At 36.3% G+C, this 18167-nt stretch carries 18 protein-coding genes; 4 read left to right on the top strand and 14 right to left on the bottom strand.

Annotated elements, in window-relative coordinates; genetic code table 11:
• Positions 1-187: 187 nt before the first annotated feature.
• Together mobA and speD are read right to left on the bottom strand one after the other, a co-directional pair.
• Entirely contained in the window at positions 188-784 is a 597-nt protein-coding gene (mobA, locus tag BN1242_RS03575; protein ID WP_062351399.1) for a molybdenum cofactor guanylyltransferase, read from the bottom strand.
• Between the two features lie 52 nt (positions 785-836).
• Complete coding sequence (speD, locus tag BN1242_RS03570) at positions 837-1652, bottom strand: adenosylmethionine decarboxylase (protein ID WP_062351396.1); 816 nt, start codon at positions 1650-1652, stop codon at positions 837-839.
• 209 nt (positions 1653-1861) lie between these two features.
• Here speD and pdxK point away from each other — a divergent pair, with 209 nt between their 5' ends.
• From pdxK to bshB2, 3 genes are all read left to right on the top strand, one after another.
• The gene (gene pdxK / locus BN1242_RS03565) at positions 1862-2701 is read left to right on the top strand and encodes a pyridoxine/pyridoxal/pyridoxamine kinase (protein ID WP_062351386.1); all 840 of its coding nucleotides are present in this window, start codon (positions 1862-1864) and stop codon (positions 2699-2701) included.
• Positions 2702-2974: 273 nt separating this feature from the next.
• Positions 2975-3319 carry a YojF family protein gene (locus BN1242_RS03560; protein ID WP_062351383.1) on the top strand — a complete coding sequence of 115 codons (345 nt, stop codon included), beginning with the start codon at positions 2975-2977 and terminating at the stop codon, positions 3317-3319.
• 30 nt (positions 3320-3349) lie between these two features.
• Positions 3350-4021 carry a bacillithiol biosynthesis deacetylase BshB2 gene (gene bshB2, locus BN1242_RS03555; protein ID WP_062351758.1) on the top strand — a complete coding sequence of 224 codons (672 nt, stop codon included), beginning with the start codon at positions 3350-3352 and terminating at the stop codon, positions 4019-4021.
• 91 nt (positions 4022-4112) lie between these two features.
• Here bshB2 and BN1242_RS03550 read toward each other — a convergent pair whose 3' ends face one another.
• Positions 4113-5165, bottom strand: coding sequence for a M42 family metallopeptidase (locus tag BN1242_RS03550; protein ID WP_062351380.1), 1053 nt, complete (start codon positions 5163-5165; stop codon positions 4113-4115).
• A gap of 326 nt (positions 5166-5491) precedes the next feature.
• Between BN1242_RS03550 and BN1242_RS03545 the strand changes: the two genes are divergently transcribed.
• Positions 5492-6871 carry a YjiH family protein gene (locus BN1242_RS03545; protein ID WP_062351377.1) on the top strand — a complete coding sequence of 460 codons (1380 nt, stop codon included), beginning with the start codon at positions 5492-5494 and terminating at the stop codon, positions 6869-6871.
• A gap of 60 nt (positions 6872-6931) precedes the next feature.
• Here the strand turns inward: BN1242_RS03545 and BN1242_RS03540 are convergent, their stop codons facing one another.
• The 11 genes from BN1242_RS03540 to BN1242_RS03490 all read right to left on the bottom strand — a co-directional run bounded on the left by BN1242_RS03540 (position 6932) and on the right by BN1242_RS03490 (position 18144).
• A complete protein-coding gene (locus BN1242_RS03540; RefSeq protein ID WP_062351374.1) occupies positions 6932-7285 on the bottom strand; it encodes an SCP2 sterol-binding domain-containing protein in 354 nt (117 codons plus the stop codon).
• Between the two features lie 152 nt (positions 7286-7437).
• Complete coding sequence (locus tag BN1242_RS03535; RefSeq protein WP_062351371.1) at positions 7438-8529, bottom strand: DUF1648 domain-containing protein; 1092 nt, start codon at positions 8527-8529, stop codon at positions 7438-7440.
• A gap of 1 nt (position 8530) precedes the next feature.
• Positions 8531-8920, bottom strand: a complete 390-nt coding sequence (locus BN1242_RS03530) for a GntR family transcriptional regulator (protein ID WP_062351368.1) — start codon at positions 8918-8920, stop codon at positions 8531-8533.
• 431 nt (positions 8921-9351) lie between these two features.
• Positions 9352-10410 (bottom strand): Gfo/Idh/MocA family protein, encoded by a 1059-nt coding sequence (locus BN1242_RS03525; protein ID WP_062351365.1) that lies wholly within the window; start codon positions 10408-10410, stop codon positions 9352-9354.
• Positions 10411-10617: 207 nt separating this feature from the next.
• Complete coding sequence (locus BN1242_RS03520) at positions 10618-11586, bottom strand: sugar phosphate isomerase/epimerase family protein (RefSeq protein WP_062351362.1); 969 nt, start codon at positions 11584-11586, stop codon at positions 10618-10620.
• A gap of 18 nt (positions 11587-11604) precedes the next feature.
• Entirely contained in the window at positions 11605-12630 is a 1026-nt protein-coding gene (locus BN1242_RS03515) for a Gfo/Idh/MocA family protein (protein ID WP_062351359.1), read from the bottom strand.
• A gap of 98 nt (positions 12631-12728) precedes the next feature.
• Positions 12729-13493, bottom strand: coding sequence for a sugar phosphate isomerase/epimerase family protein (locus BN1242_RS03510; protein ID WP_062351755.1), 765 nt, complete (start codon positions 13491-13493; stop codon positions 12729-12731).
• Positions 13494-13520: 27 nt separating this feature from the next.
• On the bottom strand, positions 13521-14234 hold the full coding sequence (locus BN1242_RS03505) for a ThuA domain-containing protein (protein WP_062351356.1): 714 nt from the start codon (positions 14232-14234) through the stop codon (positions 13521-13523).
• Positions 14235-14438: 204 nt separating this feature from the next.
• Complete coding sequence (locus BN1242_RS03500; RefSeq protein ID WP_062350066.1) at positions 14439-15683, bottom strand: ISL3 family transposase; 1245 nt, start codon at positions 15681-15683, stop codon at positions 14439-14441.
• 403 nt (positions 15684-16086) lie between these two features.
• Entirely contained in the window at positions 16087-16950 is an 864-nt protein-coding gene (locus tag BN1242_RS03495; protein WP_238985076.1) for an AraC family transcriptional regulator, read from the bottom strand.
• 240 nt (positions 16951-17190) lie between these two features.
• A complete protein-coding gene (locus BN1242_RS03490; RefSeq protein ID WP_062351353.1) occupies positions 17191-18144 on the bottom strand; it encodes an L-threonine 3-dehydrogenase in 954 nt (317 codons plus the stop codon).
• Between the last annotated feature and the right edge of the window lie 23 nt (positions 18145-18167).

Here is an 18167-nt window from a genome sequence, read left to right as displayed (position 1 = left end):
AAATAGCATCCAAACCGTTGGAGGAACACAAAAAAGGACAGTTTGCCCATTTTTATTTGGCGAACTGTCCTTTACAACGTGAATCAGTAACCGATTCTTAGCAGGAACACCGACTTCAATTACTTACAAAGCAAATAAACGAACAATTTCCTACGCGGGTCACGATGGATGGAACTAGAGAAAATCCTTATTGAACGAGTGAACGAACAATTTCGTACTCTTCCGGATAGTTAGTGTTAGAAAACACCCGATTTAACCAAATTGCTTTGAAAGGAAAGTCTTCTTCCAATAATATTTTTCCGTTAATCTTCGTTATAAACAATTGCATACTTAGCTCCTGATTGCTTATCGATTGCTCAATGGACGGAAAAATTCTCCTATGGTAAAGAGCAAATAACGGCTGTAGTCGATTATCTATTTTCGGTATTAATGCGTTCTCATCTTTATAAGAGTGGGCAAGAAATGTAATAACATCTCGGTCAACGAAGGGCATATCAACGGCAATGACTAAATTAACTTCTGTATCAGAATGCATTAACCCAGCGTGGATTCCTGCAAGTGGGCCGAATCCGTGATACATATCATATACTATTTGCTTAGATACAAACGAATAGTCTGTATCTTCCCTGCCGACAACAATAACTTTATTTACGATTCTTTCTAGTAAGACAATTAGCCTTTCTATCGCTGTTATCCCATTATACTGCAACAGTGCTTTGTTTCGACCCATTCTCCGAGAAGCACCACCTGCTAAAACAATCGCATTCATTTTTTTTGCATTCATCTTATCCACCTAGCATTTGAATTTACTTTATTGCAGGAACAGGATTACTAATTTAAGGATCTACGTTCATATTTTTTGCGTAAAAAATTTCATCCATTTCCCTTCTTAGCTTTCTAGTAATTTCCGCTTTTTCTTCTTCACTTAATTGACTTTTATTTAAATTAAATAAATAATCATCGAGGTCAAAATTCTTTAGTTTACATTTCGTATGGAAAATATTATCTTGATAAACGTTCACATCAATCATATCGTACAGCTCTTTAATATCATCTGGTATATAGTTTTGAATGGAGCTAATATCATGGTCAATAAAAAGTTTATGACCGTTCACATCTCTCGTAAATCCACGGACACGATAATCAATACTCATAATATCAGTGTCAAATGAATTAATTAAATAGTTTAATGCTTTGAGTGGTGAAATCTCGCCGCAAGTTACTACATCAATATCCGCTCGAAATGTGCTAATTCCTTCATACGGATGATATTCTGGATATGTATGTACAGTTATATGACTTTTATCTAATTGAATAACGACAGAGTCAGGTAACGGTCCCGGTGATTCTTCAAAATGTTCCGTGGGAACTTCCACAACTGGTCCTTCCGACACTAATACGGTAACACTTGCCCCTTGAGGTACATAGTCTTGTTTCGCTACGTTCAACACATGAGCACCTATTATGTCAGAGACATTTTTTAAAATGTTTGTTAATCTGTCCGCATTGTATTGTTCGTCAATATATTCAATATAAGCTTCCCTATCTTCCTTCGTTTTCGTAAAGCAAATATCATACATATTAAAACTGAGTGACTTCGTTAGATTATTAAAGCCATGAAGTTGAATTCTCTGCTCAGGTGTAATCGACATACCCATCCTCCTAAAAGCATTTTTGATTAGTATAACCATTCCATTGAAAAATAATAGGGAAAAAGCTTCTAAGTCGCAACTATCATTTTCCTCTCACTATACCGAGTTTTCTTTTATTGTACTTTGAAAATTTGTTGTTATAATAAAATAAGAATTAATTAATTCATAGTGTTCAACTAGACTTTTCCTAATTTAAGGGGGATTTTTCAATGAGTTTAAAAAAGACTTTAACACTTGCAGGCTCTGATACGAGTGGTGGCGCTGGTATTCAAGCCGATTTAAAAACATTTCAAGAACACGGTGTGTATGGAATGACTGCCTTAACATCGATTGTTGCAATGGATCCAAATAACGGGTGGAAACATAATGTAACACCGATTGCCACGGAGACAGTTGATGCACAGTTAGAATGCGCTTTTTCTGTCGGCTTAGATGCAATGAAAACAGGGATGCTCGGTTCCGTAGAAATCGTCGAGCTTGGCGCAAAATATATGGATCAATATAAGATAAAAAATATCGTGATTGACCCTGTAATGGTATGTAAAGGGGAAGATGAGGTATTACTGCCTGAAACAGTCGATGCTGCTCGAGAATTACTACTACCGCGTGCATTAGTAACTACTCCAAACTTATTTGAGGCTTGGCAGTTATCAAAATTAGGTCCGATTAAAACGATTGAGGATATGAAAAAAGCAGCAGAAAAAATTTACGACCTTGGTGCAAAAAACGTCGTAATTAAAGGCGGAAAACAATTACCACATGATACTGCTGTGGATCTATTTTTCGATGGGGACGAGTTCGTTCTACTAGAAACAGAAAAAATTGATACAACGTACAATCATGGTGCTGGATGTACATTTGCTGCTGCGATTACAGCAAATCTCGCCAACGGTTTGCCTGTATTAGAAGCAGTAGTGAAAGCAAAGGAATTTGTCTCCGCTGCAATCCAACACGGTTGGAAACTGAATCAATTTGTCGGCCCTGTTATGCATGGAGCTTATAATCAATTCACAGAAAAAACACCAGTCGTAAAACAAATGAAAATGTAAAAATAACATATGAACAAACAGGAACCTTTTCCCAAGTTTAATGGTGAGAAGGTTTTTCTATATTCATGCAAATATTTATAGAAAATATCTGGCTTGAATCGATGGAGGAATTTTTTTAAAAGTAAGCAATCATTTAGCTAAATCGCTCCGCATTTTATATACTTATAAATAAATAGAAAAAGGTTAATGTCGAACTTCTTTCACTTAGCTTGCTATTGGGACGTCGTATTTTGCTAAAAAATGTAAACAGTTAACTTCTTAGGAGGATTTTTTATGCAACTTATTGATTCAAAAAAAGTACAAGAAATTATCGATTCGTTCGCCAATCAAAATGTCTATATTCATTTAGAGACGACAAATGGGGCGTACGCTACCCATAAAGATGCCAGCTTTTTTAATGCGAGTGCATTTATTCGGAATGCAATGATTCAATTTGAACGGGGGAAAATTGCTGGGGACGGTCCTTATCGTATTGGTTTAAAATTACCATCAGGGTGGGTTTATGGGGAAGGGTTGACCCATTTTGAGCTTGATGAACAAAACCGACTAATAATGGCTGGGCTTGATCATTCTGGTAAATTAGCTATTGCCTTTGAACTTAGTAAAACCCCATTTTGATGTACAAGAAGGGAAGGTAGTATAAAGATGATAGAAAACGAAAGACATGTACTCGTCGTTTTGCCTCATCCGGATGATGAAGCGTTTGGAATTTCCGGGACTTTGGCAACTTATATTCAAAATGAGGTGCCCGTTACTTATGCATGTTTAACACTTGGGGAAATGGGGAGAAATTTAGGGAATCCTCCGTTTGCTAATCGAGAAACATTACCGCAAATACGAAAAAAAGAGTTGCAAGCATCCGCCGAGGCGATTGGGATTAAAGATTTACGGATGCTTGGCTATCATGACAAAACGGTAGAGTTTGAAGATGAAGGAAAACTTGCCGATGAAATTTTTCAACTGATTACTGAATTTAACACTTCTTTAGTAATTAGTTTTTATCCTGGATATGCCGTTCATCCTGACCATGATGCAACAGGAAGAGCCGTCGTTCGTGCGGTTAGAAGATTTTCGAAAGAACAGCGGCCAAAATTGTATTGTATTGCTTTTTCCAATAATTGTGAGGAACAACTCGGTAAACCAGATATTATTCATGATGTTTTAACAGCTGCGGAACAAAAGCTCGGTGCAATTAGAGCCCATCAAACCCAAACAGCTCTTTTTTATGACGATATGGCAAAACGGTTAGAAGCAAAAGATCCGAACGCATTAAAATGGCTGCAGTATGAAAGGTTTTGGACTTATCGTTGGAATGATTAGTGGTTACACAAGGAAGATGGTTTACAGATAAAAAAACGCTAGGGGCTAGAATTTTTTTACCAGCTCTTAGCGTTTTTCTTTGTTAACTTTTTTACTTAACCATTTCCGATAAGATATATTGGTATAGTAATTTTTCCGTGTTTTCGATAGAAGAAATATGCGTGCGCTCAAAAGCATGAGATGAATCAATGCCTGGTCCAATTAAGCCATGGACGATATCGTATCCACTTCCAATGGCTGCAGATGCATCGGAACCGTAATATGGGTATATATCTAATTTGTAGCCAATATGATGTTTTTCTGCTAATGCAACTAGATGCTTGCGTAACTTATAGTGGTACGGCCCACTAGCATCTTTTACACAAATAGAAACAGTATGTTCGTCTGTTTGCTGTCCGTCTCCCATCGCTCCCATATCAACTGCTAAATATTCAACCGTTTCTGGCGTTATATTCGAGTTCCCACCATAGCCTATTTCCTCATTATTAGATATTAAAAAGTGAGTAGTATATGGTAAAGTTAGCTCACTCTGAACGATATGTTCCATTAATTTCATTAGGATTCCAACACTCGCCTTATCGTCTAAGTGTCGTGACTTTATGTATCCATTACTCAATATTTGTACCCGTGGATCAAAGGAGACAAAGTCCCCTACTTCAATACCTAAAGCCCGTACTTCCGCTTTGTTTGTTACTCGTTCATCAATTCTTACTTCCATATTTTGCTGATTTCTTTCTGCTGTTTTTGCATCTTTATACACATGGACTGATTGTTGATGCATTAATATTGTTCCTGAATAAATTTTTCCTGTTGAAGTTTCAATTTGACAATATTCTCCTTCAATCGAATTCCAAGCAAAACCACCGATTAAATCGAGGCATAGTCTTCCATTATCTTTTATTTCCTTTACCATTGCCCCTAACGTGTCGACATGTGCTGTTACCATTCGGTGTTTGGTGTCATCTATTCCTTTTATCGTGGCAATTAGCCCGCCTTTTCGATTTCTGTATGTATCTATACCTAGACTTCTAAAAAAATCCTCGACAAAAGTAATGACCCGCTCCGTATTACCAGTAGGACTTGGAATGGATACGAGTTGTTTAATTATTTCCAACGTTTTTTGACTATTTGGATATGTTGTCATTGTATAAAATCCCCCTAAGATGAATAAAATTCAAATAATAAATATATTTTAAATGAATATTAGTAAAAAAGAAATACACAACTTAAGCCCGGATTGTATTGCTAGAGATTTTTATGCATATTATTGTATATCCGTTCATTCAAAATTCCCTTGCTTATTAAAAAATCGTCACGCCGCCTTACACTACAATCAACAAATGACTAGAAATCAACAATAAGCAATAATATAGCCTTAAAGTAAAAAACGGTAGACAAATTAATAAAAAACCATTAATATGTATATTAATTCAAGAATACAAGATTAATAGGTTAAGAAAGGGGTACAAAATGGAAAAGACAAACACATCGGTTAGAACGGAAGCAACAAAAACAAGCAGTATAATTAAATTTATTATTCCTTCATTGATAGGTATTATTTTATTTATGTTACCAATTAAATTGGATGGAGAAATTACGATTCCCATTGCTATATTGGCAAAATGGGTACAAACAGAATTTCTTTCGATAATCCCAGTAGCTATGTTAGTGATTATTACTATTGCTTTTTTAGGAACAGTGATTACAAAAATTTGGGCACCTAACTTTATTACTTCGTCACCGTTTTGGAATAATTTATTCAACTTATCACCAGCTTGGTTCAGCATTAGAATTTTAGCTGTTATTTTTGCCTATATGACTTTTTTCCAATGGGGACCGGAAGCGATTTGGTCTGAAAATACTGGGGGACTTTTGTTAGGAGAAGATCAGCTATTATCTGTTCTTTTTGCGGTATTTTTATTTGCTGGGCTATTGTTACCTTTACTATTAAACTTTGGTTTATTAGAATTTTTTGGAGCTTTACTTATTAAAATTATGCGACCACTTTTTAAATTACCTGGAAGGTCTGCTATAGACGCTACTGCCTCCTGGCTTGGTGATGGGACAATTGGCGTGCTTTTAACTAGTAAACAATACGAAGGCGGATATTACACGAAAAAAGAAGCTGCGATTATTGGTACAACATTTTCTATTGTCTCCATTACCTTTAGTTTAGTCGTAATTTCTACCGTGGATCTAGCCCATATGTTTGTGCCTTTTTATTTAACTGTTACTTTTGCTGGGTTTATTGCTGCGATTATTATGCCTAGAATTCCACCACTTTCGAGAAAACCAGAGACATATGTTAACGGTAAAGAGACTGCCAATGCTAATGAAGAAATCCCTAAAGGCTATACTCCGTTAAAATGGGGGTATTCTGAAGCTTTGAAACAAGCTGATCGCAATAAAAGTTTTAAAGGATTTTTTGTTGAAGGCGGAAAAAATATTTTAGATATGTGGATTGGTGTTGCACCAGTTGTTATGGCCATTGGTACAGTGACATTAATGTTGGCGGAATTCACTCCGATATTTAAGTGGATTGGTTTGCCTTTTATCCCGTTATTAGAGTTAATGCAAGTACCTGAAGCAGCTGCCGCATCAGAAACAATGTTAATTGGTTTTGCCGATATGTTTTTGCCTTCTTTAATTGGTAGCGGTATTGAGAGTGAAATGACGAGATTTATTATTGCAGCACTTTCCGTATCACAATTAATTTATATGTCAGAAGTTGGTGGATTGCTTTTAGGTTCAAAGATTCCGATTAAATTCCTTGATTTAGTTATTATTTTTATCGAACGAACGTTAATCACACTACCAATCATCGTATTAGTTGCTCATTTCTTGTTTTAGACTGACAACCGTTAGGGGGTAATTCTAAGTACTTACAGCTTAAAATTACCCCCCAATATGTTAGTTTAAATCATATTTTTTCAATAAAGACTCTAATTTAAGTGCATAGCCTATATTTCCTTTTACCTTTAATTTCCCCATCATATATGCGGCAGTACTATTTAATTTACCGGTTAGCAATTTCTTAAAGTCGTTGACACTCATCGTTAATGTAACATCTGCCACCGCTTCATTTTCTAATAACTGTGCTTGTTGATCCTTCAGTGATAATAAAAAACTTCCTGACTCCTCACCAGTTAAATTAATTTGATAAATCGTTTTAAAGTCTGCTAGTCGCTCTGGCTGTTCATTTAATGTTGATAAAATTTTTTCCCAAAGTTCTAATAATGGCAAAGCAGTAATAGAGTTTGACACGGAAATTTCCCCCTTTATTATATGAGTGACTATTCATTCATTTTTTTAATTATAACGAACGAATCTATGTCATACAACAAAAAAAACCTGAACAACAACGATGTGTGTCAGACTTTATAAAAAATGTACCAATAAACGCCAAGTAAATAGTTTTACGACGTAATGATTGCAATGATAATCGGGATTAGAGTGATTGCTAGGAGGATAATCCATCCTAACGGTCTAGCAAAATTCATTGTCCAGCCACTACCGAAGCGTTTTTCTAAAAATAGTGCTGGGTCTTCCCGGTTAAAATAGAAAACCCCTAATTTCCAGTAACGATCATCATCTCGATTAATCATCTCATCATTATTTCCTTTTACTACTTTTACCCTACTACCGCCTTGGCCGGTCGTAATCGATAAGATGATTGCCCCGAACACAATAATACCAATAATTACCATGGTTATAATAAAGTAAATAGTTGGATCGACAGAAACAAAAAAAGAAATTTGTGGAACTATAAATATTGACACTAGTAAAGTTGCCCCAATTATTGTAAAAAGAGACCATCTTCTACGAAAGATAATGTTTTGCTCCATAGAAACTTTCGGATTAGCAGGATCTATTTGCTGTTTACTACGGGCAATGATGATATTAATAAAAATGAATAAACCAATCATAAACAATTGTAACAAAGGGAAATTAATGACCGCTCCAACTGATTTTTCCGCCCAACGTGTAACCTCTCCACTAAAATCATATTGCATCGGAATTTGATTAGGAATTTTATCGTAATTCATAAAGCTATAGGCGGATGAAATAAGCGCCATAAATAACGGAATAAGAAACCACCTGTTGGAATATGTTAGCTTTTTTTGGTAAAAACTTGTATCGATGACTACTGTTTCTTTTTTCGTCTGATGCCAGTTTTGTTCTGCCTTCAACTGCTTCATTTTTTTATGAAATTGGTAATAGACTAGAAACCCGATAAACATATAAACAAAAATGGCTACAGAAAAAATAATTGCCCAAATTTCTTTACTAATAATATCGGAAAGAACGATTGCCATTATAAAAAAAATGCTACCGATAATCGATGTTTGTATCGCGTAAGCTTTTCTATAGCTTGCAATGGTCGGATTAGAATAAAGCTCGGATGGAATAGATACTCCGAAGCTTTCTGTTTTCCTCGTAATATACGGTGTGATCGCAGTAATTATTAAAATTGGCAAAAAAATAAGAGCTATAAATAAAACATGCATCCTAATCAACCTCCCGAGTAATTTGTGAAAAAATCTCTGCGCATACTACTTGAAAATCCTTTGCACTCATCCCTCGTGCAATTGCTTCACCTATAATTGGTCTTAGTGCATCTTTTAAGCTTTGGCGATATTCATTAGTAACTTCAGGCATTCCATCTGGGTTAACAACTACCCCCTTTTGCCGGTGAATTAATATAAATCCATCTTGTTTCAAAAGTTGGTACGCTTTATTTATCGTATGCATATTAACACCTAAATCTGCTGCCATCATTCGAACGGAAGGCAGCGGTTCTCCAGCAACAAGTTCCTTCGAAGCTATGCCTTCAATAATCTTATTTCTCAGCTGTAAATAAATAGGAACATCTGATTGTAGATCTAAATTTATGATCACCTATGACACCTTCTCCGATTAAATGTTTTGTTTGTTATACTAATTATATAACAGTTGCCTTTCGTTTACAACTATTTTTTCTCGGTAAATTTATGAATAATTTAACTGGAACTAGTTCTTTTTAAGGTGTGAAAGCTTTGTCACATGTTATCGCTATAAATTGCAAAATTGAGGAATAAAACGGGTTTAATGGGGTCAAAAACGCAAAAACATCCGTATTAACTAGTGCGGGCAGGCAAATAATCGTCTATTTGACGACAAACGGAATACTTCGGTTACCCTACTCGATTTTGTGATGAACATTACCTTCCAACTTTGTTTTTGTGAATGAATTAATAAAAACGCAGAGCAACATAATAGTTATACTCTGCGTTTTTGTTCGTGGATTATTTTAAATATTGAACTGTAAAGGAGATTGATTCTCATGATTATTATAAACTTACTTTTATCACTTCATTTTTCTTAGCTGATTCAAAAATAGTTTCCATTAATTTCAAAATGCGTAACACTTCTTCATTTTGAACAATTGGTGCGGACTTTCCTTCCACAACCGATAAAAAATTGTCATAGAAGCTTTCCATATGATCCACTTCTTTCGGTAAATCATACGAAGTTGTTGCCTCTTCAGAAGGAGGTGCCATCGTTTTTGTTAATCCTTGTCCAGCTTTAATTGGCTTTGGTGCCGCATACTCTTTATCGAAGTTTTGCTTCACCAGTTTTCCGTTAATATTCCAATCATTAATGACTGCAGTTCCTTCTATTCCTTTCGCATACCATCTAGGTAATTGGATAAAGTTTGTTGTACCAACTTCAACTAGAGCGGTTACACCATTTTCAAACGTCAAAATCGTTTGAAATCCGTCATCAACTTCATCTCCTAAAATATAGCTTAAGTTCGCATATACACTCGTAATTTTACTTTTTACCATAAATGCGATTTGGTCGAGGAGATGAACTCCCCAATCTAGCACCATGCCACCACCATATTGTTTTAAATGGCGCCAATCACCAGGTATTCCATTCGCTCCATGGACACGTGACTCTATATGGAACACGTCTCCGATTAAGTTGGCATCATAAATTTTCTTCATTGTTAAGAAGTCTTCATCCCAACGTCTATTTTGATGAACCATAAAGTGGCGATTCGTTTCATTGGCTACTGCAAGTATTTCCTCAAAGTCGTTACTAAAAATTGTTACTGGTTTTTCACAAACGACATGTTTTTTTGCTCTTAATGCTTGAATGGCAATTTCTTTATGGACATCATTCGGTGTCGCAATTAAAACGATATCAATTGTTTCATCTGATAAAAGCGCTGACAGGCTTTCATATGCTTTATAGCCCTCTCCTTCTGCTGCCTTTTGCCGTTCTTCAAGAATGTCAAAAGTACCTGTAACTTGTATTCGGTTATGATCCTTTAAAATATGGTGAGCATGGTAACCGCCCATTCCGCCATAGCCGATAATCGCTAAGTTATATTTTTTAGTCATATGCGTATCCTCCAGAAGCGTAAAAAATTCATCTTAGTTAAGTTAAGTGAAATTTCTAATAGTAGGGTAATTCCTACAAAATGTTATCTACTAGTTCGGTTATCAACTATTTATCACCTATTTTACTCATTACTTATTGGGAGGCTAGATAAACAATTGCAGGAAGCAACCGGTTATGACCAATTGCTTCCTTGTTTATACAACTTATTATGCCCACCACATGTCAGCAGGTTGTTCCCGGATAAGTACGGATTTCAAGTTCGTCACCGCACGTGTAAATCCTTCTTCAATTGACATTAGCGGATCCTCATGTTCGATGCTAACGACATAATCGTAGCCATATGTGCGAAGTGCACTAATCATATCAGACCATTCTTGAACACTATGTCCACAGCCAACACTGCGGAAAGTCCATGCCCGTGTTTGGACATTACCATATGGTTGCATATCCAGTAGGCCGTACATATTTACATTATCTTGGTCAATGTATGTGTCTTTAGCATGGAAATGATGGATAGCTCCAGCTTTTCCTAAAATTTTAATTGCTGCAACTGGGTCAATTCCTTGCCACCACATATGGGATGGGTCTAAGTTTGCTCCTATCGCAGGGCTTGTTGCTTCTCGTAGTTTTAACATCGTGTATGGTGTATGAACTAAAAAGCCACCATGAAGTTCTAAACCAATTTTCACATTGTTTTGCTCTGCTAGTTCACCAATTTCCTTCCAATATGGGATTAATTTTTCCTCCCATTGCCATGTTAAAATATCGGCATATTCTGTTGGCCAAGCAACTGTCGGCCAATTCGGATATTTTGCTTCTTCATGATCTCCCGGAGTGCCAGAAAAGGTATTAACGACTGGAACTCCTAATAATGAAGCTAGTTGAATGGTTTTTCGTAAGTTCGAATCGGACTCTTCTGCAAATGCTTTGTCTGGTGATAACGGATTTCCGTGACAACTAAAAGCGCTAATTGTTAAGCCACGGGAAGTTACTGCTTCTAAATAAGCTTCGCGTTTCTTCTCATCTGCTAACAGTTCGTCTAATGGGCAATGGGCATTTCCTGGATAGCCGCCTGTCCCAATTTCAACCGCATCGAGTCCTGCTGCTTTTACGTAATCTAACATTTCTTCAAATGATTTATCGGAAAATAGTACGGTAAATACTCCTAATTTCATATAGATTACCTCCTCACCTTATTGTAAACGAACGACTGCCTTTTTCTCTTGAGATTCGAGAGCAGCTAAAATGATTTCTAATGATTTCTTCCCTTCTTCACCAGTAATCAATGGTTCTTTATTTTCTAATATACTTTCTACGAAGTGATCAATAACATGTGTTGTTGTTTGACCACCTTCTTCATTCGTTTGAATTTTTCCTAACTCATGATTTTTCACTTCACCGTTTGTATACTGTTCGATTAATGCATATTTCGGATCGGCTTCTAATTTTAATATCCCTTTTTCACCGTAAATGATCGTGGAGTTATCATCACCAGTTACGTAAGCCCAGCTTGCTGAAAGTTGTCCGATAACTCCTTGGTTCGATCGCAAAATCACTACTGCATTATCATCGACATCGGTATTTTCTTTCGCATTTGTTTCTACAAAAGCTGCCACTTCTGTGAACTCCCCTAACAAGTAGCGAATTAAGTCTGCTTTATGGACACCTAAATCACCAAGGGCACCGATAAATGCTTTCTCTTTTTCGAAAAACCAGCTATCTCTTCCATCCACACTCCAACCTTCAGGGCCAGGATGTCCGAAAGTAGTTTTAAAACTATATATTTTACCAAGTTTTCCGCTATCGATAATTTCTTTTGCTAATTTATGGGATTCAACAAAACGTTGATTATGAGCAATCATTAGTTTTTTGTCATTTGCTTTTGCAGCATCAATCATTGCTTGCGCTTCTTCTCTTGATGTTGCCATCGGCTTTTCACAAAGAACGTGTTTTCCAGCGTTTAGCGCTGCGATTGAAACAGGAGCATGTAAATAGTTTGGTAAACATACACTAACGGCATCAATTTCTTCTAACTTTAATAATTCTTCATACTCAGTAAATGCTTTTGCATTATATTTTTCTGCCATTTGTTCGGCACGTTCTGGAACAATATCACAAACTGCAACAATTTCCACGTTTGCATTCATTTCATATTCTGGTAAATGGCGATGTTTTGCAATACTCCCACAACCAATTACGCCTACTTTTAACTTTTCCATATCATTAACCTCCAGTTTATATAAAAAATGGTCAATTTATTTAGCTACTCATTATAAAAGTCTTTGTGCAATTTTCTAATGGCATTAGTGTATTCGCATTAAACTAAATAAGGTAATTTTTCTTTTAAGTAGTTAATGCTGATTGTGACACTTTCTAATGGATCTCCTTTGCATTGGTCTTGTTCAACTATCCACCATTCCACTTGGTTTTGTTCGCCAATTTGCAGAACAGCATCAATATTAACCCCACCAGTTCCAAGTTCAGCAAAAATTTTCTCATCATCTAGTGTCATGTCCTTTAAATGGACGAGCGGTGTGCGACCTGAATAGCGGTGCAACCAGTCAAGCGGATTTTCTCCCGCCTTTGTTAACCAATAAATATCCAGTTCCGTTTGCAAATTCTCCTTACTGACACTATCAAAAATGGTTTCTAACGCTGTTTTACCATTAGAAAGTGTCTCTAATTCAAAGTCATGGTTATGGTAACAAAGAATCAACCCTTCTTGGCGGAGTCTGTTTCCCGTTTCCTCTAAAAATGGTATTAAATCATCGTAAAATGATTCCTGTCTTTGTTCTTCCAGTAAATAAGGACATACGATATATTTCGTATTTAATATTTTATGATTGCTAATGACTTCTTCTAAATTATTTTGTAAATCAGCTAAAGGGACATGGCTAGAAATAGCCACTAAGTTTAATTCGTCTAAAATAGTCTTTAGTTGGTCTGCAGATAACTGATGGAACCCGGCTAGCTCGACTCCGCTATATCCAAGCTGGGCGACCTTTTGCAATGTTTCGTAAAAATTATGTTCACACTGTTCACGTAATGTATATAGTTGTAATGCGACGGGAATTTTTTTCATCGTATCCATTCCTTCTCCGTTGTTTTTTTATAGCTCTTCTAAAGGTTTAGAGTTGCCATATACTGGACGGCTGCGTTTTACCGGTGTTGCCCATTTAACCGCATTAATGATCACTTGTTGAATTTGTTCATTATGGTATGTTGGATATGTTTCATGTCCTGGGCGGAAATAAAATACTTTTCCGTTCCCTCTTCTATAGGTACAACCACTTCGGAAAACTTCGCCACCTTGAAACCAACTGACAAAAACTAATTCATCTGGTGCAGGAATATCAAAATGCTCGCCATACATTTCTTCATTCGCTAATTCAATATATTCTGGCAGTCCGTCCGTAATTGGATGGCTTGGATTGACTACCCAAATTCTCTCTTTTTCACCAGCTTCACGCCATTTTAAATCACAGCTTGTACCCATTAATGCTTTAAATATTTTCGAAAAATGACCAGAATGTAAAACTATTAGTCCCATTCCATCTAGTACTCGCTGCTTTACTTTCCCAACAATTGAATCTCTTACTTCATCATGAGCCATATGTCCCCACCAGATTAGTACGTCGGTGTTATTTAAAATTTCCTCTGTTAATCCATGTTCCGGCTCATCTAGCGTAGCTGTTTTTACTGCAAATCCTGCTTTCGATAAAAATTCACTAATGGTACCGTGAATCCCTAGAGGATAAACCTCACTTACAGCTGGGTTGCTTTTCTCATGACGATTTTCGTTCCATACGGTTACATTCACCATGTCATATCCTCCTAATCTATGCTTATCTTATCTTTTCTTTGGCTCTTCGCTATTTAGTGTGGGTATAAAAGAATCTCGGACCATAATAAGTGGTAAGCCTCCTTCTCAACTTTTGATAGTTTTCCATTTTACGGGGAGGCTGTCAAGGAAAGCACTTGACAACCTCCCCGTAAAATGGAGCTGGGTCTGTAAGTTGAGAAGGACCTACCCTAGCTTATGTGGTTCTACACTAATCAATAACTTATTAGCTGTTGCGTAGATCATCGCAATAAAGTTCTTTGTGGTTCTGTAGCCCCTAGCTTTTCTCTTTGCAGCTTGAACTAGACTATTGATACCTTCGAGTAGACCATTAGTCATTTTTGAAACGAACCATCTTAATATCCCTTGTTCGTGTTTCTTTAATGTTTGGGCAACCTTTATTATTGGTTCTAACTGAGAACGGGTGGCCCATTGGTACCACTCATTAAAATGAAGGGTGGCAAAGCGTTCAGTTTTGGTCCACATTTCTTGAAGCGAAAGCTTCAATCTATAAGCTCTAGCTGTTTTTAAATTGGTATCCTTTAATTTTAGGATCTTTTCCTGTTGTTCGGTGTTTAGATTTTTATGGTTTTTTAACCATAAATAACGTGTCTTTTTAAGGCCTGGTTGTTCAATTTGCTCATTGCGTCGTACCTGATCTAGCGCCTCATTCATAAGTTTCATGACATGAAATTTATCAAAGGTTATGTGTGCTTCTGGAAATTCTGTTTCGACACCCTTTTTGAATGCTGGGGACATATCACTACAGACTTCTTTAATGTTATTAGGCTCAACATTATGATCCTTTAAGAAGGAAGAAAATTTTTTAAGAACATTCGCGTCTTTTCCTTCTGTAGCGAATAAAACAAGCTTTGTATCCATATCTACAAACAGAGTGACATATTCATGTCCTCGCCGGCTAGATGTCTCATCAATGGCTATTCGCTTAACATTGGAAAAGTCCAATTCTTTCATGGCTTTATCAACATAATAATGAAAGACACGCCACAACCTAGTATCATGTTCACCTACTTTTCGGGCCACTGTAGCAACGGGCATTTCTTTCATTAATTGCATTAATTCAGATTCAAAAAACCATGTAAACCCAGCACCAGGGCGAGACCATTCTACATGAATGGTACGAATCTTATTACAAAGATTACATTTTGTTCGAGGCAATCTTGCGTGTAAGATGGTTTGATACTGCCAGAAATTAAGGTGCCTCCACGTACGATCATCATTTACTATGTCATGAACTTTTGCCTGAGGATGACCACAATGAGTGCATACAAATTCAGAACCACGTCTAAAATCTAAATAAATATCAAGAATATAATCATTTTGGTTCAATTCGTAATCAATAACATACCATGGATCTTCAATACCTAATGCCTTTTGGAACACACTATATTCTTGGTTAAAATCTCTCATTTTGGGCCACCTCGGATAATAATATTTTAATTTATTATCCATTATGGTCTTACCTAGGAATCTTTAAACCAATACTATTTAGCGAGGAAGCTTTTCTTTAAATTAGGCTATGTGCAAAGATTGGTGTTGATTTCCGTTCCAATTTTATTTGTGACGAAGCGAATCGACAGGAACAAGCGGACGCTTTCCGCGGGCACGGCATCAGCCGCTTCGATGCTAGGCGTCTCGTTATTTCTGGCTCGTGCTTTTCCCGCCGGAGTCGCCGCCTACACTACAATCAACAACTGCCTAAAAATGAACAATAAAAATAACATAGGCTTAAATTATAATACAAATGTTATTAAAACGTTTACATTTATTTTAATCGATAGGTTCTCCTGTTTCTTCCTCGAATTCAAATCAGTTATTCCCGGATATTGACTTTATACTTTAAAGGTGAGATGCCGAATTTTTCTTTAAAAAGATGATGAAATGTTTTCACACTATTAAATCCCGCTTTGTTTGCCACCTCAATTATTGGGATATCCTCATTTAATAATATCCATTTTGCTTTATTTAACCGATATTCGTTTAAAAAATGTATAAATGTTTGTCCTGTTAATTTTTTAAAATATCTCGTAAAATATTGCGGATTAAATCCTAAATAATGAGCAATATGATCAATGGTAATTTTTCGTTGATAATGCTCTTCTACATAAGAAAAAACTCGATTTAAATTATCAATCAATTGCTTCGGATTTGCATATTTTGTTTCCTCTGTAATATTTGATTCATTAAAAACATTGCGGTATAACGTTACTATTAGTTCATACATTTTCGCTTTTATTGCGTATAAATATCCTTTGTCCTTCGTTATTTCTTCTTTATAAATAGTCTCGATCAATTCCTTTATCTTTTCCGTGATCCCCTCTGGCCAGCACAAACTATTTTTCTCCATTCCTGATATGATGTCTATGAAGGACCTTTCTTCCTTTTGTACTAAACGCATGTCTTTGAAAAAAACTTGGTCAAATAGAATAACAATTCTTTCACTTTCAGGTGAGGAGAGGAAATAATGAACTTCACCACCATTAATTATTCGAATTTGACCTTCTTCCATTGTCAATAAGTTTTCATTAACTCCTATTGTTAATGTTCCCTTTTTCACATAAACAATTTCAATTTCTTTATGCCAATGAGGTAATAGTGAAATATCCCCGCTATGCAAATAACAGGAATATGGAAACTCATCATTTTCTTGGCGGATTTCTAAATAGGAATTCATCATCGTTTCTCACCTCTTCTAAAAATGACTTATAACTATTAGAAAGCCTCATATTTTTTGACATGTGAAAGAGGTTAGGATATAAGAGTGAGATTTATTTGTAAGGTGAACAATGACATTTGTCTTGTGGAGGAAATAGGTGCAGTAACTGTTATACCGTATCTCCAAAGTGGTTGATCCCACACTTGTTCGAAGTTCCCTACAATTAAACTTCTTCGTCCTAACCTCTTTTATATATCTTGACTAATTTTTTGTTAATTTCACAGATAATTTTTCTAGCATATCCGCTGTCATTTTTTCTAAATCATACCGTGTTGTAAAGCCCCATTCTTGTTTTGCCGCAGTCGTATCAATGGAATTGGGCCAGCTTTCAGCAATTTTTTGCCGAAGTGGATCAACTTTGTATTGTAAAGTAAATTCTGGTATATGCTTTTTAATCGCCGCTTCAAAATGTTCAGGAGCGACACTCATTGCTGATACGTTAAATGCATTGCGGTGAATAAGTCTGCCTGCATCAGTTTCCATTAACCGGATAATTGCATCAATTGCATCTGGCATATACATCATATCCATATAGGTGCCTTTTCCGATAAAAGATGTATATTTTTTATTTCTTAATGCTTCATAGTAAATTTCCACTGCGTAATCCGTCGTTCCGCCCCCAGGAGGTGCAACATAGGAAATTAATCCTGGAAAACGTACCCCCCGTGTGTCGACACCAAATTTAGCGAAGTAGTAATCACATAGCAGTTCACCAGCTACTTTATTGACACCGTACATCGTTGTAGGCCTTTGTAATGTGTCTTGTGGTGTATTATCCTTCGGTGTAGACGGACCAAAGGCACCTATTGAACTAGGGGTGAAAAATTGTAAATGTTCTTCCCTTGCAACTTCTAACGCATTCATGAGCCCACCCATATTAATATTCCATGCAAGTTGCGGGTTAGCCTCCGCTGTTGCAGAAAGTAAGGCAGCTAAATGCATGATCGTGTCTACTTGGTGTCTTTTTGCAATATCCGCCATTTTATTAGCTTCTAATACATTTAAAATTTCAAAAGGCCCACTCGTTACTACTTCATTATCCGCTTCCCGAATATCTGTTGCAACGACATTGTTTGCCCCGTAAATTTCTCGAAGTTTCATTACTAGTTCTGAACCGATTTGTCCTAGTGCACCTGTTACTAAAATTTTTTTCATACAACTTCCTCCGCTACCCAAAA

Source organism: Bacillus kwashiorkori (assembly GCF_001375515.1).
In the GTDB taxonomy this organism is placed as follows: Bacteria; Bacillota; Bacilli; order Bacillales; family Caldibacillaceae; genus Bacillus_BK; species Bacillus_BK kwashiorkori.
This window is presented reverse-complemented; position numbering and strand designations above follow the sequence as displayed.